The organism is Caproiciproducens galactitolivorans (assembly GCF_026672255.1).
GTDB lineage: Bacteria > Bacillota > Clostridia > Oscillospirales > Acutalibacteraceae > Caproiciproducens > Caproiciproducens galactitolivorans_A.
In genome coordinates this window covers 37,794-60,805 of sequence record NZ_JAPOHA010000012.1, presented here as the reverse complement: position 1 = coordinate 60,805, position 23,012 = coordinate 37,794, and the positions used below count along the sequence as shown (strand labels likewise).

The following is a 23,012-nucleotide window of genomic DNA, read 5'->3' as shown; positions in this document are numbered from 1 at the left end:
GCCTTCGATGAACGATACAGGAATGAAACAAACAGAAGAATATATTGAGCGTCTGAAGGATGCTTTTGATGAGATGGTTGTTTACAAGGATTTGAAGAATAGTAACTTTATTTCTGCATTCAATCTTCCGTCATTTATGCGGGACTGGGTACTGAAACGTTTTCAAGATGAAGACGGAGTAATCGATGTGGAGGGGGCTTCCGATTTTGTCAAGGACTTTATTCCAAAGAAAGATGATTGGAAAGACATTCTGAACAGAATCGTGAGTTATGGCGAAACCGTAAAGTTTCTGGCAAAGATTTCAATCAATATAGATATAAAAACACGAGAAATTTCTTTCGAGCTTCCTGATTTCGGTCTCGGCTTTAAGGATACAATTATTCCGCATGATGTTTGGGATTCATACAGTACCGATCTGCTGAAATCTGAAGAAAACTGGGGAATCATTGAACTAAGCTATCAATATCCGGCATCCCCTAAAGAACATGGGAAAATACGCCTTGTTAGCTTTCAGGATTTTTGCCCATATACGATTGATCTAGATGAGTATAAATACGCCAGAGAAAATTTCTCGCTTACAGAATGGATAGATATTGTTCTCGGTGCAATTGATAATAACCCTGATGGGTATGAAAGTCTTGAACAGAAGCTGGCTGTTCTGCAGAGGCTTCTACCCTTTGTGGAAAAGAGGGTAAATTTACTGGAACTTGCCCCGCCAAGCACAGGAAAGTCATACTTGTTCGGCCAAATCAGCCGTCATGGTTGGCTTGTGTCTGGGAAAGTGACCCGTGCCAAATTGATTTATGACATTGGAAAGAAAAAAGACGGCGTAGTTGCAGTAAGAGATTACGTAGCACTCGATGAAATCCGTGAAGCGGAATATATGCAGGATGCAGAAATACAATCGTCTTTGCAAGCTATCATGGAAAACGGTAAATACCGTGCGCCAGACAATCATGAGGTAAATGTTGATGCCGGCATCGTGTTTTTAGGCAATGTTTCTTCCGATGCCATGAATGAATATCAGAACATGTTTGTCGAGCTGCCCAAACCTTTCCATCAGCCACAGTTTTTAGACCGCATTCACGGATTTATCAAAGGGTGGGATTTGCCAAGAATATCGGAAAATATCAAGGTTTGTGGCTGGGCGCTTAACTCAGAGTATTTTGCCACGGTCATGCACGAACTCCGCAGCGACCCCACATACAGAGCCATTATCGATAAATTGATTATTTTGCCCAAGGGTGCAGATACAAGAGATACCGAGGCGGTCAAAAGAATCTGTACGGCATATCTTAAACTGCTCTTCCCTAATGTACGAAAAGTTAACGATATCTCATCGAAAGATTTTAAACGTTTCTGCTTAAAACCGGCAATGAACATGAGGTCTATAATCCGTATGCAAATGGGCTATGCAGATGATAAACACGCCGGTGAGATGATACCCGATTTCGATGTTGAGGAATGCGCCGAATGACAAAAAAGAAATGTATAAATTTCGTGTGCGTGTCATGCAACAAGAGTGCATTAACCAAAGATGAAATTGGAATCAATAAAAAACTGTTGGGCGAAGACATCACAAATTTCTATTGCCTCGATTGTTTGGCAGATTATTTGGGTGCAAGCGTCCAGGATATTGAAGATAAAATAGAAGAATTCAAAGCGGAAGGCTGCAAGCTGTTCTTGTGAGGTTTTCATTATGAAGAAGCACATCTATGCCGATAATGCGGCAACAACACAACTGGATAGAGATGCATTTGAGGCTATGTTGCCATGGCTCCTTGATGAGTATGGTAACGCCTCTCAACCCTATGCATTTGCCAGAAAGCCGAAAAAAGCTCTCGCAAAAGCAAGAGCAATAATAGCAGAATGTATCGGAGCATTCCCGGAGGAGATTTTCTTTACCTCCGGCGGCACTGAAAGTGATAACTGGGCAATAAAGATGCCCGCTTACTCAGATCCAAATAAACGAGCAACGATTACGTCTGCCTTTGAACATCATGCGGTATTACATTCCTGCGCCGCAATTGAGCGACTTGGTTTCCCTGTGGCATATATGCGGCCAACTAAAGATGGTTATATCACACCGGAAATATTGGAGGACTACATTACTGACAACACAAGATTGGTGTCCGTAATGTTTGCAAACAATGAACTTGGAAGCATTCAACCGATTAAAGAACTGGGCAATGTGGCTCATAGGCACGGAGCTTTTTTTCACACGGACGCAGTACAAGCCGTTGGTCACATAAATCTTGATGTTCACAATCTTGGTATAGATATGCTATCTGCGTCTGCCCATAAGTTTAATGGTCCAAAAGGTATCGGTTTTCTCTATGTGCGTAAAGGGATAGAACTACCTCCGTATGCGGACGGCGGTGCGCAAGAAGGCGGACACCGTGCTGGCACTGAGAATATTGCTTGTATTATCGGTATGGCTACAGCCCTGAAAAAGAACTGTGATACTTTGGAAGAGAACCAGATGTATATCCGAGCATTGGAAGAAAGGCTACTACGGCAGCTTGGTGATGCGGGCATCAAATATACCCGCAACGGTGGTAGCAATACACTTCCGGGTCTTATCAGTTTGTCATTTGCCGATGTAGATGGAGAAGCAATCCTTCACAGGATGGACTTGATGGGTATCAGTATCTCAACCGGGTCAGCCTGTGATAGCAAAAATACTGAAATCTCTCATGTGTTGAAAGCAATTGGCTTGAATGAAAACCTTGCAAAAGGGACAATACGACTTTCTCTTGGTAAGGCTAATACTGAAGAAGAAGTCACCGATATTGTAAGGGCCATGAGTAGAATATTTAGTTAAGGAAAGCTACGCTTATGCTTCCTTCATGATGTACAGTGTTTATAATTTCACTGTCTCTCATAAAGGCAATGTCATTAAGTTAAGGCCTAAAAAACACAACGATCCAGATTAAGATGGTTGTGTTTTTCTTATACATACTGGTGGACATATAAAACTTATCAATTGCAAAAAACACTATCCCGAGCAGGTACGAATTGCGCTGCACAACCACTATCTACGCGTTTGCTTTTATTGGCTTTTCACGCTGTCGCTATTTCTTGAACTTGTGTCTCGTTGATTTGAAATTCCTTCGGCATCTTCATCACATTGTTTTTCATGTACGGGTGAGGGAGCTTTCTCGCCTTTTTCCCCATGTGTCAACGCCAAGTAAACGGTCCACATTGGCCTTGACAGTTAGCAGCTCTTTCATCTCATCGCGGGCCTTGCGATAATCAGCGTAAGCCGCTTTTTTCTCTGCCAGAAGCGCCGCATATTCGGCCTGTAAGCTCTTGACAGTGGGAAGTTTTTTCACGCCCAGCTCGTCGAATGATTTTTTCGCTGCCTTGTGCAACAGGATATCGCTCTCATGCTCTGAAAGAAATTTTTTAGAGTAGCCTGCCTTGCGATAGGCAACATAGGTGTCGCGGGTCTTGGCGTAATTGATGATCTGTGTTTTCAGAACGGCGATCTCGGCCATCCGTTTTTCAGCCGCTTTGATTTGTGTGGAAAGCTCATTGTACCGGGCGGTTGCCAAAGCCGTTTTAGCGGCCAGCGCATCGTATTCCAGCAGATTGTGCTCGGTCAGATAATTCACCGTCTGCGCCATTTGCTTGAGATTGAACACCTTGGCCCAGCGTTCGTAACCGATGCCTTTTCCTGCGCGAAGCTTGGCCTGAATATCCACCAGCAGATTGACTTGTTTTTCCGGCATGGGCCGGATGATTTTCTTGCGCGGTTTGTGCGTTTTTTCGCCGGAGAGGACGGCCCGCAACTCCGCTTCACTGTAGCCGCTGCCCAGCGTATCCAATCGGATAAACCGCTTCTGATTTTTCCCGCGCAGGGCAAGGACTTTTCCCGTTTTGACTTCATATCCGGCGTCCCGCAAGAGCTTCAGGAGCGCGTCAAAATCGGCGGGTTTTTGGGCAAGAGCTGCGTCTATTGCCACACGCAAAAGTTCCCGGTTGGAGGGTTTTGCCTGATCGCCCATCCATTTGTTGTAGCTCTTTCCGTGCCGCTGCGGATTCTCCACGATAGAAAACCCATTCTCGATGCACAGCGTATCGTTTAGCCGCCGCACGGCTCTGGTACTTCCCCAAAAGTTTCGGAATTTCCGGGTACAGTCGAGGGACGTGGAATTCCAGATGATATGATTATGAATGTGGTGTTTGTCGATGTGGGTGCAGACGATGAAAGCATGGTTCCTGTTTGTAAAGCGTTTGGCAAGCTCACAGCCGATCCGGTTTGCTTCCTCCGGTGTGACCTCGCCGGGGACAAAGGACTGCCTGAGATGGTAGGCAATCACATCGTCCGCACCGCGCGTCCTGCCGGTGAGCGCGGCATACTGCCGTTTGGAAAAAAGGAACTCGGCATCGGCTGTCCGGCTGTCGCATTCATAGCCGGTGATGAGCCTGCCGTAATCCGTTTTCTCCGGGTTTTCTGCGTAATCAATAATATCGCTGATTGCCGTGCCGACATCCCGGCCTTTGCCGGTATGCAGCGGCATCAGCCGCGTCGTTGCCATAGATCAAACCCCTCCTTTGCTTATCGTAATGTGCTCCAGCAATCAGTTTATTTTTTAGTTAGCATAAGACTTACTTATTGACAAACTAATCTAATTAGTTTATAACAATATTATTATAGTTATCGTGAGGTGATAAGTGTGGGGGCAAAAAGAGGACTGGATGCACAAACTATTATGAATGCCGCAGCGGAATTGGCAGAGCAAAAAGGGCTGGAAAACATTTCTTTGCTGCAAGTAGCAGACAAGCTGGGTGTTAAATCTCCGTCTCTGTATAACCACCTAAATGGAGTGCAAGAGCTTTCCATAGGAATTGCGAAACTTGCTGTCAGCAGACTGGAAAATGCGATTCGCTGCGCTGCGGTTGGCCGGTCAAAAGGTGAGGCTCTGATGGGAATTGCCACAGCATATCGTAAATATGCAAAAGAAAATCCTGAACTCTATAAGGCGATTTTGCGATTCCCGGATTATAAGGATGACAATGTGCAGGAAGCCGGACATGCGGTCGTTCGCATTTTGTATCAGGTGATGGAACCATATCACTACAGCGAAAAAGAAACGATCCATTTTGTACGGGGTTTCCGTGCCGCTTTACATGGCTTTGTCTCACTGGAAGAAGCAGGATTTTTTCGTGGAACAAGTGCAGACGTAAATGAAAGCTATGACCAGCTTGTGGATCGATTGATTTCGTCTTTGACAGACAGAAGGGAGAGCTGATATGGGTACTTATATTGCATTGCCTATTGTCGGATTTATCGTCGGTTTATTGATCGTTTCTTTAGGCGGCGGTGGTGGGGCCGTCTATGTAGGAATTTTAACTGTGTTTTTTCATATACCGCCCGCTGTCGCAGCGTCCACCTCTCTGGCGACTACTATTCCGACAACCGCAGTAGGCGCTTTCAGCCACTGGAAAGCCGGAAATGTAAATATGCGGTTTGGTATAACCATGCTGATTGGCGGTGCGGTAGGAGCGGTTATCGGTTCGCTGTGCTCCGGGTATTTGCCGCAGAATTTATACAATAAACTGACCGGGATTATTTTGCTGTTGCTTGCCCTGCAAATGCTGATTTCCTTTTTAAGAAAAAGGCACAGCAAAGAAAATACAAACGAGGATTCTCAAAGCGGAAAAATAAATACTGTAAAAGCGATATGTTTTGGACTGCTCGGTGGAATTATGTCAGGATTAGTGGGACTAAGCGGCGGCGGTCCAATCGTGGCAGGACTGATGATTCTGGGATGTCCCGCTTTGGAGACAGTCGGGACATCCGTGTTGGTACTGTTCGGTATAGCGGTCACAGGCTTTTTGGCACATTTAAGTGTCGGTAATATTGATTGGAAACTCGTTGGATTTTTGGCTGTAGGCACAATGTGTGGTGCGATTGTGGGGCCGTTCCTACTTAAAAAAGCTGACAAGAGAAAATTGGAAAGACTGCTTCAGCCGGTATTGTTTGTTATGATTGTGGCTATGGGTGGAACATTAATTTTCAGATAAGCTGGATATCAAACTGTGCGGGTATATATGTGACAAACTCATAGGTGAAAAAACGAGGCACCACTCGAATGGGTGCCTCGTTTCATATCCTTTTTGCATAACAGAGTTGCATGGGCAAGTAAGCCCGCAATAACTTCACGTCTTTTTTCCCTCTTTACTGATCTTTACCCAAACACCCGGTCCTGAATCGCGTACCGCAAATCCTGTATCTTGCCGATCAGCCATGCCGCCGCCATCGGAATTCCGAATGGGCTGACGAGGAACGCCATCACCAGCAAGATGATCCCGTTTGTAACCTGATGGGTAATCAGTGCCAGCACACCGAAGATGCCGAGGACCGTTCCGGCAAGGCCGAACACCCACGCCGAGCAGTACAGCAGACCGGAGCATATCCAGACGAAAACGGTCAGAGACATAATGACCGGAGCAACGAGTATTTTCAGTATCAGCCTCATAAAATCGGCCCCCTTTACAATTTCTAATACAACTATAACGCCTATGCTGTTTTTTGCAAGGATGCGGCAAAAAAATAGCGGGGCATACGCCCCTATTTCAATTTTGCAAGCATGGCGAGAATATCAGTAGCCGCCTGCCACAGCCGTTCCTGATTTTGGACAATATCCTCCAAATCCGCGTCGTAAACGCGCCCTGTTTCATGCACCCGCTTGGTAAGCTGGTTCAGATTGTTGCTGGACCGGCGCAGGAGGGAAACCATCTCCTTCAGCTCCGGCAGCTCCAGCCTGATGATATAGCCGTCGATGGAGATTTTACGAAGATACGCCGCCATATTTTTCGTGCCGAGCTGCTCCATCTTCTGTTCGATCATTTCGCGCTCCTGCGGGGTAACGCGAAACTTGAGCTGGATTTGCCGGTTGCGATTCGCCATGTCACAGCTCCATTTCCTTGCCCTTGGACGAGGCGGGCGACTTTGTCTCGGCCTGTGTTGTTTGCAGTTTTTTGCGCACAGACGGCCTGCGCTGACGAAGTGGCTGGTCGCGGTTTTCATCCTTTTGGATGAACGCGAAAATCCCTTTCCGATCCTTGAGTGCGGAAAAGGACAGAGATTTGAACGGCAGCATAGCGAACAGCCGGTCCTGATCTTTGGTGGAAGCGCGGATCAGAAAATCCGGCGAAATCTGCGCCATGAAATGCGTCCCGCTGGGACTGTTCGGCTCACGTTCGGATTGCAGACGCCGGAGCAGCCGCACGGCCTCCGACTGAATGTCCTCTTTGGTCAGAGGCTGGGTCAACAAATATTCGCGCCGCGCCTGATTGATGAAAAGGTCTACCAGACCGGGATGCGCTCTATCTACGATAAATTCCCGGTTTCGATTATCCCCAAAGCCATTTTCATCGTCAAAGACAGGAATCGTCCGCGCCCAATCCTTATTTCTGCGGTCAATGCGCCCATCCCAATCTTTCTCGCGGACAGTGTTCGCAAGCACATAGAGAGTGCGGTCAAATCCAAACTCGGCAATGACCTGTTTTGCGCTGTCGCTGCCGAGACAATTATTGCGGTAATTGTCTCGGATAGCATCGTCGATGGCATCCCGGCAGGCAATGTTCGCCTTGTGGGACGCACGGTAAATCTCCAGTTCATCATGCTCACGGGCATAGGTAGCCGGATATTTGTAGACAGGTATAGTATTCATTTTTAACCTCCTGATTCTTTGTCCTGATTTATGATATAATTTACGAGGAAATGGGGGTGTGCGAATGGCATACAGTAAACAGATGTGGCAGGACGCGAAAAAGAAATGCCGCCTGAATAACGAGGACATTGAACTGACGAAAAGGCTCGGCCTGAATCCGCGCAGCCTTGTCAAAAACATCCCCAATAAAAGCGAACCGTGGAAAGCGCCGGTCAGCGTTTGGCTGCATGAGATAGATGAAAAACGCCGGAAGAAAACCGAGCAAAAACAAAAACGCAGGGCAAAGGCCGCAGCCACGCAGAATGACGGCTCCGACACAAAATAATTCTGTGCCGGAGCCGTTCCTTCATCGGGTCAACTCATGTTTTGGTTTTCTGCCTGTTCCGCAGACGCAGGGCGTTTTCAGGCCCTCCAGCACGGAGGGCCTTTCGCTTTTTTCCAGAACTTCCGACGCCTGCCGCTGGGCGGGGGCGCGGCTGTCGATGTCCAGCAGGGCGTTCAGCTCCGCGAGGCGGGCGCTCTTTTGCGCAAGCTCCGCTTCCTGCGGGAACGACTTGCCAATTTCGGCCTTTGCCGCATCCATTTGCGAATGAAGATTATCAAGCTGGGCGTGAACATTTTGCAACCGTTTGGGCATATCGGAAAGGGCGTTGTCGATACGGATCAGATTGCCGCGCGCGTCCTTGCCCAGCGTGACGCGATGTGTCATTTGCCCTTTGAGGGTGAGAATAAAATCCTGTCCGAACCCCTCCACGGACAGCGACATGGTAAAGCCCCGGTAGCTGCCGATCTCCATCGGCTCCAGCCCCTTGACCTCTTTGCAGGCTTCCAGAATGGCGGCTCCGGCGTTGTCCTTGTCGGTGAGAGAATCGCCCCGCACCACCATCCCGGAAAATCCGTCCTTCGGATGCGGGTGTGCTTCCAGCGTCGCCATATCCGTTTCCAGCCCTTTGATGAACCCTTTGTTCCGCTCAATTTCCTCCGGGAAATATTTGAGAAGATTATCCTCCAGCCGGAACTGCTGGCTTTGATGATTCGCTTTCATGAGTTTCAGCTTGGCCACATCCATATCGAGGTCCATCTTCTCCTTGATCCTCTCGTCCCCGGCGCACAGGGCCTTGATTTCGGCGTAGGAAAGCGCCGTTTCGTCGATGTCCTCGCAGGAGCGGACGGGGCTTTTGCTGGTCATGATCTGCGAAATAAATTTTTGCTTATTTTCCACAGTTTGCCACAAATAGCTGTCAAATGTCCCTTCGGTGACGTAACGGAAAATGTGCCCTTCGGGGTTGGTGTTGTACTGCCGGATGATACGCCCGGACCGCTGTTCCAGATCACCGGGACGCCAAGGGCAGTCGAGATCGTGAGAGGCGATCAAGAGGTCTTGCACATTCATCCCGGCTCCCATTTTGGCTGTGCTGCCTATGAGGACGCGCACCTGCCCGGCGCGCACCTTTGCGAACAACTCCTTTTTCTTCACTTCGGTATCGGCGTCGTGGATGAACGCGATCTCACCGGCCGGGACGCCCCGCGCGATGAGCTTGTCGCGGATGTCCGAGTAGACGCTGAACGCTTCTGGTGCGTTGGCCTCCGGCGTGGCGTCCTGTAAAGCATGAAGCTCCGTGCCGCCCGCGAGCTTTCCACCGGCCCGCACCGCCCGCTCTTCTTTGGCGGCGGCGTGACCTTTAGGAGTGGAAATATCGCAGAAAACAAGTTGGGTCAGCTTTTTGTCCTGCCCGTCGTGCCAAAATCGGAAAACGTTGTTGACACACATGTTAACCTTGCTGCCGGGATTGTCGGGGAGCATGGGATTGATGACACGCTGATCGAGGCCGAGCTTGCGCCCATCCGACGTGATTTTGAGCATGTTGTCCAAATGCGGATCAATGTTGCCGGAATGGACGGCGGCGGCGCGCTCCGAGAGTTTTTTCACCATTTCTTTCTGGATTTCAGAGGGCTGCGCGACTTCGTTGTGGTACACGGCTTTCGGCGTGGGAAGATTGAGCTGGTCGGCGGTCTTGATGTCTGCCGCCTCCTTGAACAGCAGCATCAACTCCGGCAGATTGTAGAACCGTGCAAAGCGCGTCCGCGCCCGGTAGCCGGTCCCCTCTGGGGCCAGTTCGATGGCCGTCACGGTTTCCCCGAACGTCGAAGCCCAGCAGTCAAAATGGACGAGGTTCCGCTCTTTCAGGGTTTCATATTGGAGGTAGCGCATCATCGTATACAATTCCGTCATTGAATTACTGACCGGCGTCCCGGTGGCGAACACGACGCCCCGGCTGTGCGTGATCTCGTCGAGATACCGGCATTTCAGAAACATGTCGCTGGATTTCTGCGCGTCGGTAGTGGAAAGGCCCGCCACGTTGCGCATTTTTGTGTAAAGGAACAGATTTTTATAGTTGTGCGCTTCATCCACGAACAAACGGTCCACGCCGAGCTGTTCAAAGGTGACGACATCATCCTTACGGGAATTGTCGTTGAGCCGCTTCAACCGGGCCTCAAGTCCCTTTTTGGTACGCTCCAACTGTTTAATGGTAAACTGCTCCGCGCCGCTGTCTTTGAGTTCTTCCAGCCCGTTTTCAATCTCCCAGATCTGTTCCTGAATCAGCCGTTTCTGGCGTTCCAGCGAGACGGGGATTTTTTCGAACTGGCTGTGTCCCATGATGATCGCGTCGTAATCGCCGGTGGCGATCCGGGCGCAGAATTTTTTGCGGTTGCGTTTCTCAAAATCCTTTTTGGTGGTGACGAGAATATTGGCCGAGGGATACAGCCGCAGAAACTCTGATGCCCACTGCTCCGTCAGGTGATTCGGAACGGCGAACAGGGATTTCTGGCACAGTCCCAGCCGCTTACCCTCCATTGCGGCGGCGATCATTTCATAGGTTTTGCCTGCGCCCACGACGTGCGCCAGCAGGGTGTTCCCTCCGTAAAGCTGGTGCGCCACGGCGTTTAATTGATGCTCACGCAGCTTGATTTCAGGATTCATGCCGGGGAATACAAGATGCCGACCGTCGTATTCACGCGGGCGGCTGGAATTGAACAGCTCGTTATATTTCTTCGTCAGCGTCTGGCGTCGTTCCGGATCACGCCAAATCCAGTCGTGGAAAGCGTCCTTGATGGCCTGTTGTTTCTGCTGGGCGAGAGTGGTTTCCTTGGAATTGAGGACGCGGCGCTCCTTGCCGTCCGGGTCGGTCACGGTATCGTAGATCCGTGTGTCCCGGAGATTTAAGCTGTCCTCCAGAATCCGGTAGGCGTTGGCGCGGTCGGTGCCGTAGGTGACGTAAGCCGCCACGTTGTTGTATCCGACGCTGCTTTTATTGGAAACAGACCATTCTGCTGTAAACGAGGAATAGTTTACCCGGATGCCGTCGCGCACACCGGACGGCGGGTTCAGCAGTTCCTCCATGAACTGCTGGATGTACCCTTTGTCGATCCACGTCGCGCCGAGGCGCACCTCGATTTCCGAGGCGTCGAGGTCTTTCGGCTGTGCGGCTTCCAGCGCCTCAATGTTTGGTGCGATTTTCTCGGCAAGGTCTGGTCGCATTTTCGCGATGGCTTTCGCCAGCTGCAGCTTGCGGCGCACGTTGCCGGACAGGTATTCGTCTGCTGTGACGAACGGAATTTTCTCCAGATTATAAAAGGCTTTCGGAACGCTTGCCGGGTCCTGTTCACCAAGGTCGCGGAAAATGACGCCCCGCAGCTCGTCGGCCAGCGCCTCCGGCGACTTGCCAGTGAGGGATGCCATGTAGTCCATGTCCACCCGCGCCTTTTCCGCGATGGAGAGCGAGAGAGCTTCCGACGCCGTGTCCACGGAAGTGACGATTTTCCGCTGCCGGATGGTGCGCTTGGTAAACATGTCGGCCTTGCGCTCCAGCCTGCCGTCCTCGTCGATCACTTCCAGTGAGCAGAGCAGATAATACGAGGAATCCTCCGCGAACGCAAGACTGTTGCCGCGCGAGTTGATGAGGCCGTATTTTGAGGAAAAAGCGTCGTAGAGCCGGTTCAGCTCCGCTTGTGTTCTTTTGATTTCTGTGTCGGAGGCGTATTCGTCGAGTTGCTGGTCGATGAGTTTTTGCACACAGTCCCGCAGCTCCGCCATGCCCATGACGCGGGCCTTGGCTGTTTCGTTCAGCTCCGGCCGCACCATGCGGGAATTCTCCCGGTAGTACACTTTACCGTCCACAACCGTGTAGGAATAATTCTTTACGTCGGGATCTGCCGGGATGGAATCGTCGATTTCCTCGTTCTCACCGAGATCCGGCAGTTCCGCTTCGGCCATCTGTCCCTGAAGGTGGGAAACCGCCTCGTGGAGCTGTTCGGAAAGATCGGTATCGGGAAACGGCTTACAGGTTGTTTCCTTTTTATCGCCGTGCATCTTATCGTCCCATTGAATGGTTCCCAGCACCATTTCGGGATGATCGGCAAAATAACTGTTGACGGGGATTCCGTCCTCGGTCTGGCCCAGATTCACCCAATCCGGCTCGATGACAATGGGCCGGTCGCGCTTCTGGAGAAAGAGGATGTCAGTGGTGACTTCCGTCCCGGCGTTGGCCTTGAAAGCGTTACTTGGCAGCCGAATGGCCCCCAGCAATTCCGCGCGCTGCGCGATGTACCGCCGCACCTCCGGCGACTGTTTATCCATCGTGTAGCGGCTGGTGACAAACGCAATCACGCCGCCCGGTCTCACCTGATCGAGCGTTTTGGCGAAAAAGTAATCATGAATCGGAAAACCGAGTTTTTCGTAGGCCCGGTCGGAAACCTTGTAGCTGCCGAACGGTACGTTGCCCACGGCAAGGTCGAAAAAGTCTTTCCGGTCGGTGGTTTCAAAGCCTGCCACTGTGATGTTGGCGTTGGGATAAAGCTGTTTGGCGATTCGGCCCGTGATGCTGTCCAGCTCCACGCCGTAGAGCCGGGACGCCGCCATACTTTTCGGCATCAGGCCGAAAAAGTTTCCGACGCCGCAGGCCGGTTCCAGAATGTTGCCGGTCTGAAAGCCGAGATTTTTCACAGCTTCATAGATGGCCTTGATAACCGTGGGGCTGGTGTAATGGGCGTTCAGGGTGGAGGCCCGCGCCATTTCGTATTCCTCGGCGGTCAGCGCGCCGACCAGTTCCGCGTATTCTTTCGACCATGCGGCGTTGTCCGGGTCGAACGCCTGCGGGATGCCGCCCCAGCCGACATAGCGAGAGAGGGTTTGCTGTTCGTCCGGCGTCGCCGTGCGGCCCTCGGCCTCAATGGCTTTCAGGGTGCGGATAGCCGCAATATTATAGCCGTACTTGGCTTTTGCGCCGCCCTCGCCCAAATGATCGTCGGTGATGCGGAAATTTTCGGCGGCGGACTGTTCCGGTGTAAACAGGGCGGCGTTTCGTTCGTCATGCCGGATGCCGCTTTCAAAGGCGTCGCGGCTGACCACCTCATGGCTCCACGAATAGGGGCCGGTGTCAATGCGCACGTCCTTTTCCCCGACGTACCCCACGGTGCTGGACAGTTCATGCCCGCCGTAATCCTGCACCGCGTGATCGCCTTTTTCATAGGACGGCTTGCCATCCAGATTCGCAGGCTCCCGCAGGACCGGCTCATGGGAAAAACCAACCTGCTCCCGCTGATACAAAGCGCGGAGAATGGGAGAGATTTCATCCCAACGGGCGCTCCGGCGGCTGTTGTACTTGTCGTGAATATCAATCTCGAAACCCGTTGTAGTGGCAAAAAAATCTGCCGTCTCGCCGGTGGTCAGTTCCATCGTATCGGAAGTACCGGCGTAGGTTTCGGAAAGGCGCTGGGCCACGCGGGTATTGCCCTCGTTTTCGCGGAAATATTCCGCGATATTTTCCTTGTCCCGCTGTTCCAGCAGGCCGGAGGTTAGGGCCTCCCGCAGATCGGCGTCCGTGTGTCCCAAATCCGCAGGAAAAAACTCCGTAATGGGACCGTTCCGGGAATCCTGCCGCAGCAGGCGTTCAAAGTTCTCCCGGCTCTCGGCACGGAAAATGGGATAGGCAAGCGCCGGATCGCGGAGCTGAACGTCGGAAGTGCCGATGTCGGTAATCTCAAAAGGCTTGTTGTCCAGATATACCGTGTCGCCCACCTTGTAGGGAAGTGAAATGGCGGTGCTGTCGGGAACCGCGCGCTGTAACGCCGCCCACTGCTCGTCGGAAAGCGTTATATCCACTTCATGGGAAGCGTCGCCGTTTCCGATGGTGATGGTGTCACCAATGCGTGTGATCGGCTGTCCGCTCAGATCGGGCGGCACGGGCCGTTCTTCCTGTGTGTAAAACCGATTCTCCCGGATGAGCTGGGCGATTCGCCGCTGCACCTTCGTCCAAGGTAAATCCGTCGATGTGCGGCCCACGGTTACGGGAAAGGCTGGGAGATCGTCGCCGTACACGGAGCGCAGAAACGCCGCCGTATCCTTGTCGCGGGCATGTTCCCGCATATACTCGGCAACGGCGTGCTTGCTTTCGATGCTGCCGTTCCACTCCTGAAGGGCGGCGTCAATGTCGGCTTGGGCCGTACCGCGCTTTTCCGGCTTCTGCGGTACGGGTACAGAAAAAGCGGAGGGCTTCTCGCTCTCCGCTTCATCAATCCGCTGTATTTGCTCCTTTTCCGACGGGAAGAAACTTAGCTGTAGATAAGTTCCGTTAGAACCGTTTCCTCGGCCTGCGTTTTCAGGTCGTTCATGAGGCCCACCCAGCGCATCGGGTCCGATGCTTTCAGGCTCTCCGTCACGCCCGCCGATTTCATCAGTTCCGGCATCATGCGCTCCAGCCGCGCCGTCGCCGTCCGCTCGATCTCCAACAGGTGCGGGTACAGTTTCTCCGACAACAGCAGGCTGTTGTACAGGACCGGACGGTGCTCTTTCAGGTAGTCCTTGCGCATCCTCCCGTATTTGCCGATGCTCTCCGTCTGCTCCGTGATTGTCAGGTCGGGAATCAGGTAATCCCCGTTCCGGCTGTAAGTTAAATTGTTCTCCATGTGTGGCGCTCCTTTCCGCGAGGTGTTCGCGTTCATAATTCTTGACGGTGACTTCAATCTGCCGCAGCACCCGTCCCGACTGTTCGCTGACCGCCGTGCCAAGAGCGGAAACGGTATCGGGTGTGTTGAAATCGAAGATGCTCAGAAAATCCTCGTGCTCAAAGTATTCGTCGGGTTCTAGGCCGCAGCGGGACAAAACTGCGTAGGTGATGCTGACGGCAGCGGCGCTTCGGAACTGCGCTCCGATGTTGAACTCATCATATTCCTCTAAAAAGCTGCCGTCAACGATGTGAAGAATGTCGTACTGATGCTCCTGCCAATATTCGTTCGCCAACTGTCCGGCGATCTGCTCCAACTGGTCGGCAAGACCTTTTTCGCCGGAAACCTCATACTCCTGTTCCAGTGCCGCCGTAACCACGTTTTCATTTTCCGAATGGTACTCCCAAAGGAGCGGGCGGCGGGAATCGTCCCGGCTTCCCGTGTCGGATATATCGAAGACGTACCGGATTCTCGGCTTGTCGCCGGAGGCGTCGATGAGCGCAATACCTCTACTGCCGCGCCGGATATACCGGCGCATTTTTTCGTTCCAAAGCTCATAACCGGCACAGGCCGTCGCATCGGGGCGCTGGGCATAGATCATGAGTTGCTCATGGTAAGGATATTTGTAGAGCCGGGCGGCAGTTTTCAGAAAGTCCGTCCAGCTTTCATGACTGGCGGTGATCTGCATCGCCGTTTTCTCTGCGATCTGCTCGCAGGCTTGCAGTTTTGTCGGCATATATTTACAACTCCTTCCTGTTACTCAAATGAGTTTTATAATAAAACGCAACATAAACTAGATTTTCAATATGCTAAAATGGCCGTTACAAAACGGAAGTTTTGTAACGGCCATCATCTTTGGTATCGCACTGTTTCTCTGAATTAAAACTTTTTGGGAAACGCTTAATTGTTGATTTTTTGCCCATCAACGAAGATATTGATTGACTTATATTTAATTTTTTGATAACTTAGTGTTTTTTCAAGAGATTTTAATAAAGCCGTGCGATTGCTCTTGGTAAGACAATCCGTAAATTCGTTCGACAATGTCACATTTAAGGTAAAAACATCCCCAACAACATACGTGGCGGTACTGCTATTCCCTGATTGTTCATACCCATTCGAATCAATTTTATAATCAACCATACTCACACTATCAGGAATGTTATTCAACTTTTTCCATTCTTGAAAGATATTCTGTGGAGTGTAATCTAACTTCACCGATTCTTTTTTTATTTCAGTTGTGCCATTTTCAAGATAGTATATATCAACATAGTCATTGAGAATGGCGTTTGTGGTCTTTTCCTGATGTGCCTCTTTGCTTGATATTAAAGTAGGAAGAAATTTGGGTATGATTACAGAAGCACATAAAACAAGCGCTATGCATGCGGCAATTCCAGTGAAACGTTTCCAATTGAAGCTGACCACATTTTTTTTGAGGGTGACAGCTTCATCGGCCTCTTGTATGAAGTTATCATCGATACTATTGATGGCATTATACAGATTTTTCCCTGTCATGCCATAAAACCTCCTTTCTGTAAATAGACTTTCAATTTGTTTCTTGTCCTAAAGAGAGAGGATTTAACTTTACTTTCACTGATTTCAAAACGAACTGCAATTTCTTTAATGGAATCTGTGAACCAATATCGCCTAACAAATATAATTCGTGATTCGCGATCAATAGTATGGAGAAAACAGTTCACTGACCTTCCAAGATCATCGGCATCATATTGCCCTTCCACACCCTTTAATCCGACAATACATTCTTCCAGTTCAGAAAAGACGATTTCTAATTCAGTGTTCCTTTTTTGAGCTGAATAATATTCGTATCGTTGCAAGGCAAGATTGCGAACGATCTTCCCAAGATAGGATTTTAACATACTAGGTTTTTGGGGAGGAATAGCATTCCATACCCTCAAATATGCGTCGCTTTCACATTCCTCGGCATCCTCCTTGCTTTTTAGGATGTTGTTAGCAATACAAAAGCAGAAATTTCCATATTTTATCTTAGTATTGTCAATTGCTTCTTCGGAACGCTCAAAATACAACTGAATAATTTGGGAATCATCCATGCTTTTCCCCCTCTCTTATTTAATGAAAGCTTTCACTTATTATAGATCGGAAAAGAATAAATTGGTTGCAATGTTTTGAGAAAAATCATGTAAAAAATTGATAATCGTGTTTTTCATTCAGTCTCCACGTCAAAATCCGGGAGCAGGTCAAGTTTGGCGTATTCGGTGTCGCTCATATTCCGAAGTTTTCCCAGTGCGGAATCCGTCAGCGTCAGAAGCTCCGTTTCCTCCGAACCGAGATAGCCGCGCATCTGCGTCAGCTCCGCGATCAGGCCCTCCCGCGTTCCAGTATTGTAAATGCACATCAGGTTAATTTCGTCGTTGGTAAACATATCACCGCTCCATTTCCGCGTCTCTGTCGGGCGCTGTTTTTTTGTGTTCCCGGCTGACCGGCTGGCTTCTGAGCTGTTCCACGACGGATTTTTTCTTTTCGTCATACTCCCGACGCGACGCCTCGGCAAGCTCCAGAAGGGAGATCGGCTGACCGGTTTTGGCTTGATGCTCCAGCTCCGCAACGGTGGGATTTTTTCCGTTGTCGATGACGCCGTCGATCATGTCGTAATCGTCCTCCATCGACATTTCCGCGCTTTTCAGGTAGTTTTCCGGTTTTAGAAAGGTCGGGATCTCCTGAAAACCGAAGCTGTCCACATAATGACAGGATACAGCGCCGTTCTGTTTGAGCGCAACGATGTCGCTGACGGACAGGCTTGGCCTGTGATAATCGGCGGGATGATCGTTGTTGAACCGATCCCACAATTCTCCCAGCCTATCATCCGTACTGCCGGTATCGGTGAGCGGGGCAGTGTAGGCAAGATCATAGTTTTCGTGGTCTATGGAAACACCCTTGGATTCCAGCCAGCTTAAAGGCTCAAACCGGATATCGCGCAGCTCGTCGCCGCCCTTGACCTGATAAATGGCGAAAGCGTCCTGAGAGGTTTTCAGAAAGGCGGCTTCCCGCTGATCCTGATGCTTCATCCGGTCCTCTATGGCTGCGGAAAACTCCCGGTTTTCCTCCCATTCTTCACGGCTCACGGCGAATAGGCCGCTGTGCGCCTGAATCTCATCTGGGTCGAATGCAATGCTTGCGCCGCCGTCCTCAATCATGTAAACGGTAAGGTCCTGATCAAAAAGCTCCAGCGCCCGGTCTTTGGAGAGTGGCAGCAGGTCGCCGTCCAGATACCCGCAGGCTTCCAGATCGGCCACGGTCAGTTCCGAATCCGGCATAGGATATTCGTCGAGCGCCAAATCCGGCGCATCCGGCAGCATGTCCGCCGCTTTGGGCGGGTCGGGCGCTGTCCGCGTCTCCGGTTCAGCTTGCTCATGGTCGCCCAAATTGTTTTTACGGATATATTCCTGTACGTCCTGCTCACGCACGGCGACAATATCCCGAAGAATGTCAAGCGACACCTTTCCCGAGGTTTCAGGAACCAGGTGTTCGAGAAGAAGCGCCTGTTCGTAAGCGGTCGGAATGGAACTGACGCCCTCATCGGCAAACCCGCTTGCCGTTTCCCGCAGGCTCTCCTTATCGTAAATGGTATAGCCGTATCCGTCCTCGTTTTCCTTCAAATAAAGATAGGCGTCGTTATCCAGCAGATACATCGCCTCGGTTTCTCTCGGCGGGTAGATTTTTTCGATTTCGTACAGTCGCCGCAGCAACTCATCCGGTGACGCCGCGCCCTCGACCTTGGCAGCATTGAGGATTGCCGCACGGGTGTCTTTTCCGTAACCGCTTTTCAAATCTTCCACGGTGGCCGGGACTTCTTCTTCAATGGAGTTAAGAGGGAACGGCGGCTCCATGACGGAAGCCGTGTACCGATATGCGTCCCCGGCGAACTGTTCCAGAACGCTGTCGTACTCTTTCAGGACTTCGCGGAAATTTTGGTCGATGTCGGAGATCAAGCCGGAAGCGGTCTTGTTGATGGTTTCCAGAGAGGCCCGCAGCTCCGGCAATTCCTTGTCCTTGCTCCATGAAGCGATATAACCGAAGCTGTTTTCGCCGGTCTGGATGCCGTAATACTGGCAGACGGCGTAGGAAACGCTCTCGGCCTCCACTTCCTCGGTGTGCCGGTCCTTCGGTTTGGGCGGTTCTGCTATTTCGTCGCTCTGCGCGGCGGCAAGCCGGGCCTGTTCGTAGTTATGCAGCGTGGCGTGGGTGATCTCGTGGACGGCTGCGGAGACGGTCTGTACCTCGCTCATGCCGGATCGGATGGTGATACGCTGGTCTTTTTCGCTGAAATAGCCGTCCGTACTCGGTTCCATCCCCTCAAAAGCAAGCGGAACGGGGGACGAGCGCCGCAGCGCCTCCATGAAAATTTCATACTGCTTCACATTTCCCGTGAGATCGTTCGCCAGCGTCGGCAGCGGTTTCCCCTCAGTCTGCGACACGTCAAAAACGGAAACCACTTTGTACATGGGGATTTTGATTTCCTTTTCCTCCATGATGATGTTGCCGTCTGCGTCCCGCACGGGAATTTTGGTATCAGGGTCGAGCTTTTCTTCCTCAATTTTCTTTTTAAACGGCGTGGGCGCGATGATTTTGATACCTTTTTCGCCCCGCATGACGTTCCGGCTGAACTGATCGCGCCACTTGTTGAACCCGGCTACAAGGGTAGCGTCGGGCTTCTGCATGTAAATCAGCATGGTGTTGTTGACGGAATAGCGGTGGAACCGGGACATGGTGCGCAGATACTGCGCGTATCGGTCGCTCTGAAACAGGTCTTGGATGCCCTGCTCAATGCTGTCGGTGATCTCTTTCAGCCGTTCCTTATTTTTTTCGGCCATAGTATGCTCCTTTCACAGATCGTAGAATCGAAAAAAGTGCGCCCCCGCACAGGCCGGGATAAACCTATGTGAGAGCGCGCTCATTATTCATTTTCGGAGCGTATGCTCCTGTCGGGAGGGCGTATTTTCGCTGTTTTGGCCCGTAAACTGTCTGTTTCGCGCCGCCGGTCGCTGTACGGTTCCCGAACGGAAACACAGCGTTTGGGGACAAGATAGCTGACGGTCCCGCGATGCTCCGGGCGCTCCGGTTTTACCTTGTCGGGGTATTTTTCCGAAAGCCGTTTGAGCTTTTGAATAAGCTTTTTATTGTGCGTATAGACGCTGGCCGTCGTTTCTTCCTCGTTATAGCAAATGATCGTCTCCCGCTCATATTTCGTAAGTTTCATGATCCGCCACGCTTTTTCGTCCCCGAATCAAATTCCAGCCTGAAATTGACGTGTTCCCCGGTGTCCTCCAAAATCACCGTGGCGTCATAGGTCTTGCCGGTTTTCTCGGAATAACAGCCGGTGAGCCTTATGCGCCCGTCCTTCAGGAGCGCGGCGGCGACGGGCTTTGTCAGCGTCTTTTTCTTGGCGGAGAAAAACCGGTTGTCCTTCCAAAGCCCAAATCGGCAACCGTCGTTTTCGCAGAAAAAGCCTTTCTTACTCTCGCTCACGCTGCCACCGCAGCGGGGGCATTTGCCGATTATCTCGCGCCCGGAAGGAAACAGCACCTCCGCACCCTTGACCGGCGTATATGTTTTTATAAGCTCCCAGAGCATGGATGAAATCCCGTTCATAAAAGCGTCCGGTTCCAGTTCTCCGCGCTCCACCTGTTTGAGCCGGTTTTCCCATTCGGCGGTCAGCAGCGGGGATTGAAGCTGTTCCGGCAGGACAGTGACGAGCGACACACCAACCTGCGTCGGAATGAGGTTGACCGTTTTCTTGGCCCTTTTTCGTTCCACAAAGCCTGTAGTGACGAGCTTTTCCAAAATAGCCGCGCGGGTGGCGGGGGTGCCGAGGCCCTTGCGCTCCGCATCTTCTGGCATATCTTTCGCGCCCGCCGTCTCCATCGCGGAAAGCAGAGTGTCCTCTGTATAGTGCTTGGGCGGCGAGGTTTTGCCTTCTTTGAAGGAAACAGAGGGAGCAGTGATGTCCTGTCCCTCTGCCAGTTCCGGAAGGGGTCTGTCGGCCTGTTCCTGCAAATAGGCTTTCCAGCCCGGAACGAGGATTGTCTTGCCCTTGGCGGTAAATCCATGCCCGGCACAGTCCAGCGTGACGGCGGTTTCAGTGTATCGGTGCGGACTGCCGACTGCGCAGAGAAGCTGCCGGGAAACGAGCCGCAGGATTTCCCTCTCCCCGGTAGGCAGTGCGGAAACCTCCGCTTTACCCGCACCCGATGTGGGAACGACAGCGTGATGGTCGCTGACCTTCGCACTGTTACAGACCTGACCGGCGTTGAGGTTTTCGGAAACATCCGCGCCGCAGATCGCGGCGGCGACGGAAGCAAGCGCCGGGACGGTCCCTTCCATATCGTTTGTCAGGAACCGGCTGTCAGTGCGCGGATAAGTACAGAGCTTCTTTTCATAGAGCGATTGCAAATAATCGAGCGTCTGCTGGGCCGTGTAGCCGAGCAGACGGTTGGCGTCGCGCTGGAGGGTAGTCAGGTCGTAAAGTGCGGGCGGCTTGTCGGATTTTTCTTTCCGTTCCACGGCGCTGACAGTGGCCGTTTTCCCTTTACAGGCGGCGGCAACGGCCTCTGCCTCCGGCTTCGCTTTCAGCTTGTCGCCGGTGGCGGTGAAACCGCCGCAGTCGAGATTGACCGTGTAAAACGGCTCCGGCTGAAACGCGGAAATCTCCGCTTCCCGCTGCACGATGAGGGCCAGCGTCGGGGACATGACGCGCCCGACGTTTAGTGTGCGGTGATATAAAACCGAAAACAGACGCGTCGCGTTGATGCCCACCAGCCAGTCGGCTTTGGAGCGGCAGAGAGCAGACTGATGCAGGCCGGTGTAATCCCGGCCCGGCTTCAGATTGGTAAATCCCTGTCGGATAGCCTCGTCTTCCATCGACGAAATCCAGATCCGTTTCATTGGTTTGGAGCAGCCTGCCATGTGGTACACGGTGCGGAAGATCAGTTCGCCCTCGCGTCCGGCGTCGCAGGCGTTGATGATTTCATCCACACCGTCGCGGTGCATCAGGTCGCGGAGAATATCAAACTGCTTTTGTTTATCCCCGCTTACGGTGAACCGCCAGTTCTCCGGCAGAATGGGTAAATCCTCACGCCGCCATTTGGCGTATTTTTTATCATAGGCGTCGGCGCTTGCCAGCTCCGCGAGGTGGCCGAGGCACCATGAAACGAGGTAGCCGTTACCCTCCAGAAACCCGTTGCCGCGCTGCTTAGCGCCGATCACGGCGGCGATACTTTGGGCAACCGAGGGCTTTTCACTGATTACAAGCTTCAAATTTTTTCTCCTTTCATGCATTGGCACACAAAAAAAGAGCAACCGATTTCTCGATTGCTCTTGAGTATATAGCTACATAACAGGAATTACGCCGTTTGTCGGGTTACTTCTTTTTGACGGGAATCCATATCTCGCTGTAATATTTCTCATCCTGAATTCCCTTGGAATACTCGGCAGGATCACTGTACATTTCGATATTGTAGCCCGCCGCAATTTCATAGTCTTTACTGTTCGGCAGCCATTCCGAGAAGATTTTTTTGTTTACATCCTGTAAAGACTGGGGCATTCCGCCTCTGCAAGCAAAAACAGCCCAAGTGTATGCGGGGATGACTTTTGCAACAAAGCCTTCCGGAATTTCTGCGGCCGGATTGTAATTGTCTGCGACCAGATACTCGAATTCATCCGATCCCATACTCTCGTCAATACTGATTCCATACATTCCGCATACGACCCGCTCTTTTCCGGGCTGATGGAGTTCCATCCAAAACTTAGGAATTTCTGTTTTCGCACCGTCATACTTGAATGTTCTGGCTGCTCCCATAACCGTGAATGAATCTTTTTCGACAATCTTGTAATCCATAACATAGCCGCCTTCCAAAGTAAATTTGATTTTCAGCGGAGCAAAAGACTTAATCATTGCTCCGTCTTTTCGAACGGCAGTCGGTGTGACGCCATGAAAACGGGTAAATGCTTTGGTAAAACTGTCCGGCGAGTCGTAACCGTACTTGAGCGCAATGTCAATGATTTTTTCGTCTGTGGAAACAAGCTCGCTGCCGGCAAGAGTAAGCCTGCGTTCCCGGATATACTCTCCGACCGTAAAACCGCAAAGCATGGCAAATCCTTTTTGGAAATAGAAAGGTGATAATATTACCTGCTTTGCAATCTTTTCAACTGTCAGTTCGTCAGTGATATTGCCTTCAATATAGCTGATGGCTTCACCTATGCACTCAACCCAACCCATGTACACATCTCCTTGCCTGTGATTCTATCTTATTACTTTCAAAGCGGCTGTTCCCGACTTTTTCTGTTGTC

At 51.3% G+C, this 23,012-nt stretch carries 18 protein-coding genes and 1 pseudogene; 6 read left to right on the top strand and 13 right to left on the bottom strand.

Going from position 1 to position 23,012, the window contains the following annotated elements:
• Nucleotides 1-7: 7 nt before the first annotated feature.
• From brxL to OUY18_RS11665, 3 genes are read left to right on the top strand one after another with little or no spacing between them, the layout of a single operon-like run.
• Nucleotides 8-1,477 carry a BREX system Lon protease-like protein BrxL gene (gene brxL, locus OUY18_RS11675; protein WP_268058967.1) on the top strand — a complete coding sequence of 490 codons (1,470 nt, stop codon included), beginning with the start codon at nucleotides 8-10 and terminating at the stop codon, nucleotides 1,475-1,477.
• Nucleotides 1,474-1,689, top strand: coding sequence for a hypothetical protein (locus tag OUY18_RS11670; RefSeq protein ID WP_268058966.1), 216 nt, complete (start codon nucleotides 1,474-1,476; stop codon nucleotides 1,687-1,689). Before brxL ends, OUY18_RS11670 begins: the two co-directional genes overlap by 4 nt.
• Before the next feature lie 10 nt (nucleotides 1,690-1,699).
• Nucleotides 1,700-2,824 carry a cysteine desulfurase family protein gene (locus OUY18_RS11665; protein ID WP_268058965.1) on the top strand — a complete coding sequence of 375 codons (1,125 nt, stop codon included), beginning with the start codon at nucleotides 1,700-1,702 and terminating at the stop codon, nucleotides 2,822-2,824.
• Nucleotides 2,825-3,137: 313 nt separating this feature from the next.
• Here the strand turns inward: OUY18_RS11665 and OUY18_RS11660 are convergent, their stop codons facing one another.
• Nucleotides 3,138-4,544 (bottom strand): relaxase/mobilization nuclease domain-containing protein, encoded by a 1,407-nt coding sequence (locus tag OUY18_RS11660; RefSeq protein ID WP_268058964.1) that lies wholly within the window; start codon nucleotides 4,542-4,544, stop codon nucleotides 3,138-3,140.
• A 138-nt stretch (nucleotides 4,545-4,682) separates the two neighbouring features.
• Between OUY18_RS11660 and OUY18_RS11655 the strand changes: the two genes are divergently transcribed.
• Together OUY18_RS11655 and OUY18_RS11650 are read left to right on the top strand one after the other, a co-directional pair.
• Complete coding sequence (locus OUY18_RS11655; protein WP_268058963.1) at nucleotides 4,683-5,258, top strand: TetR/AcrR family transcriptional regulator; 576 nt, start codon at nucleotides 4,683-4,685, stop codon at nucleotides 5,256-5,258.
• A 1-nt stretch (nucleotide 5,259) separates the two neighbouring features.
• On the top strand, nucleotides 5,260-6,033 hold the full coding sequence (locus OUY18_RS11650; protein ID WP_268058962.1) for a sulfite exporter TauE/SafE family protein: 774 nt from the start codon (nucleotides 5,260-5,262) through the stop codon (nucleotides 6,031-6,033).
• 164 nt (nucleotides 6,034-6,197) lie between these two features.
• Here the strand turns inward: OUY18_RS11650 and OUY18_RS11645 are convergent, their stop codons facing one another.
• The 3 genes from OUY18_RS11645 to OUY18_RS11635 form a co-directional block, all read right to left on the bottom strand.
• Entirely contained in the window at nucleotides 6,198-6,488 is a 291-nt protein-coding gene (locus OUY18_RS11645) for a CD1845 family protein (protein WP_268058961.1), read from the bottom strand.
• A 92-nt stretch (nucleotides 6,489-6,580) separates the two neighbouring features.
• On the bottom strand, nucleotides 6,581-6,919 hold the full coding sequence (locus OUY18_RS11640) for a plasmid mobilization protein (protein ID WP_268058960.1): 339 nt from the start codon (nucleotides 6,917-6,919) through the stop codon (nucleotides 6,581-6,583).
• 1 nt (nucleotide 6,920) lies between these two features.
• Nucleotides 6,921-7,685, bottom strand: a complete 765-nt coding sequence (locus tag OUY18_RS11635; RefSeq protein WP_268058959.1) for a DUF3849 domain-containing protein — start codon at nucleotides 7,683-7,685, stop codon at nucleotides 6,921-6,923.
• Between the two features lie 64 nt (nucleotides 7,686-7,749).
• On the opposite strand from OUY18_RS11635, the gene OUY18_RS11630 reads away from it, so the two are divergent.
• Entirely contained in the window at nucleotides 7,750-8,010 is a 261-nt protein-coding gene (locus OUY18_RS11630) for a hypothetical protein (protein ID WP_268058958.1), read from the top strand.
• Between the two features lie 21 nt (nucleotides 8,011-8,031).
• Here OUY18_RS11630 and OUY18_RS13895 read toward each other — a convergent pair.
• From OUY18_RS13895 to OUY18_RS11580, 9 genes and pseudogenes are all read right to left on the bottom strand, one after another.
• A pseudogene (locus tag OUY18_RS13895) lies at nucleotides 8,032-14,178 on the bottom strand (DEAD/DEAH box helicase family protein); the annotation flags it as partial.
• A gap of 119 nt (nucleotides 14,179-14,297) precedes the next feature.
• Nucleotides 14,298-14,651 (bottom strand): TnpV protein, encoded by a 354-nt coding sequence (locus tag OUY18_RS11620; protein WP_268058957.1) that lies wholly within the window; start codon nucleotides 14,649-14,651, stop codon nucleotides 14,298-14,300.
• Nucleotides 14,652-15,590: 939 nt separating this feature from the next.
• Entirely contained in the window at nucleotides 15,591-16,202 is a 612-nt protein-coding gene (locus tag OUY18_RS11610; protein WP_156989537.1) for a hypothetical protein, read from the bottom strand.
• A complete protein-coding gene (locus OUY18_RS11605; protein WP_268058954.1) occupies nucleotides 16,199-16,756 on the bottom strand; it encodes an RNA polymerase sigma factor in 558 nt (185 codons plus the stop codon). Before OUY18_RS11605 ends, OUY18_RS11610 begins: the two co-directional genes overlap by 4 nt.
• 113 nt (nucleotides 16,757-16,869) lie before the next feature.
• Entirely contained in the window at nucleotides 16,870-17,088 is a 219-nt protein-coding gene (locus tag OUY18_RS11600) for a transposon-transfer assisting family protein (protein WP_268058953.1), read from the bottom strand.
• 1 nt (nucleotide 17,089) lies between these two features.
• A complete protein-coding gene (locus tag OUY18_RS11595; protein ID WP_268058952.1) occupies nucleotides 17,090-19,537 on the bottom strand; it encodes a YodL domain-containing protein in 2,448 nt (815 codons plus the stop codon).
• An 83-nt stretch (nucleotides 19,538-19,620) separates the two neighbouring features.
• Complete coding sequence (locus OUY18_RS11590) at nucleotides 19,621-19,923, bottom strand: immunoglobulin (protein WP_268058951.1); 303 nt, start codon at nucleotides 19,921-19,923, stop codon at nucleotides 19,621-19,623.
• Complete coding sequence (locus OUY18_RS11585) at nucleotides 19,920-21,980, bottom strand: DNA topoisomerase 3 (protein ID WP_268058950.1); 2,061 nt, start codon at nucleotides 21,978-21,980, stop codon at nucleotides 19,920-19,922. The genes OUY18_RS11590 and OUY18_RS11585 overlap by 4 nt, the downstream gene beginning before the upstream one ends.
• A 103-nt stretch (nucleotides 21,981-22,083) precedes the next feature.
• Entirely contained in the window at nucleotides 22,084-22,941 is an 858-nt protein-coding gene (locus OUY18_RS11580; RefSeq protein WP_268058949.1) for an AraC family transcriptional regulator, read from the bottom strand.
• Between the last annotated feature and the right edge of the window lie 71 nt (nucleotides 22,942-23,012).

What these genes read in the sequence shown, in the direction of transcription:
- brxL (WP_268058967.1), top strand. Translation starts at nt 8, where the DNA reads ATGAACGATACAGGAATGAAACAAACAGAAGAATATATTGAGCGTCTG.
- OUY18_RS11670 (WP_268058966.1), top strand. Translation starts at nt 1,474, where the DNA reads ATGACAAAAAAGAAATGTATAAATTTCGTGTGCGTGTCATGCAACAAG.
- OUY18_RS11665 (WP_268058965.1), top strand. Translation starts at nt 1,700, where the DNA reads ATGAAGAAGCACATCTATGCCGATAATGCGGCAACAACACAACTGGAT.
- OUY18_RS11660 (WP_268058964.1), bottom strand. Translation starts at nt 4,544, where the DNA reads ATGGCAACGACGCGGCTGATGCCGCTGCATACCGGCAAAGGCCGGGAT.
- OUY18_RS11650 (WP_268058962.1), top strand. Translation starts at nt 5,260, where the DNA reads ATGGGTACTTATATTGCATTGCCTATTGTCGGATTTATCGTCGGTTTA.
- OUY18_RS11645 (WP_268058961.1), bottom strand. Translation starts at nt 6,488, where the DNA reads ATGAGGCTGATACTGAAAATACTCGTTGCTCCGGTCATTATGTCTCTG.
- OUY18_RS11640 (WP_268058960.1), bottom strand. Translation starts at nt 6,919, where the DNA reads ATGGCGAATCGCAACCGGCAAATCCAGCTCAAGTTTCGCGTTACCCCG.
- OUY18_RS11635 (WP_268058959.1), bottom strand. Translation starts at nt 7,685, where the DNA reads ATGAATACTATACCTGTCTACAAATATCCGGCTACCTATGCCCGTGAG.
- OUY18_RS11630 (WP_268058958.1), top strand. Translation starts at nt 7,750, where the DNA reads ATGGCATACAGTAAACAGATGTGGCAGGACGCGAAAAAGAAATGCCGC.
- OUY18_RS11620 (WP_268058957.1), bottom strand. Translation starts at nt 14,651, where the DNA reads ATGGAGAACAATTTAACTTACAGCCGGAACGGGGATTACCTGATTCCC.
- OUY18_RS11610 (WP_156989537.1), bottom strand. Translation starts at nt 16,202, where the DNA reads ATGACAGGGAAAAATCTGTATAATGCCATCAATAGTATCGATGATAAC.
- OUY18_RS11605 (WP_268058954.1), bottom strand. Translation starts at nt 16,756, where the DNA reads ATGGATGATTCCCAAATTATTCAGTTGTATTTTGAGCGTTCCGAAGAA.
- OUY18_RS11600 (WP_268058953.1), bottom strand. Translation starts at nt 17,088, where the DNA reads ATGTTTACCAACGACGAAATTAACCTGATGTGCATTTACAATACTGGA.
- OUY18_RS11595 (WP_268058952.1), bottom strand. Translation starts at nt 19,537, where the DNA reads ATGGCCGAAAAAAATAAGGAACGGCTGAAAGAGATCACCGACAGCATT.
- OUY18_RS11590 (WP_268058951.1), bottom strand. Translation starts at nt 19,923, where the DNA reads ATGAAACTTACGAAATATGAGCGGGAGACGATCATTTGCTATAACGAG.
- OUY18_RS11580 (WP_268058949.1), bottom strand. Translation starts at nt 22,941, where the DNA reads ATGGGTTGGGTTGAGTGCATAGGTGAAGCCATCAGCTATATTGAAGGC.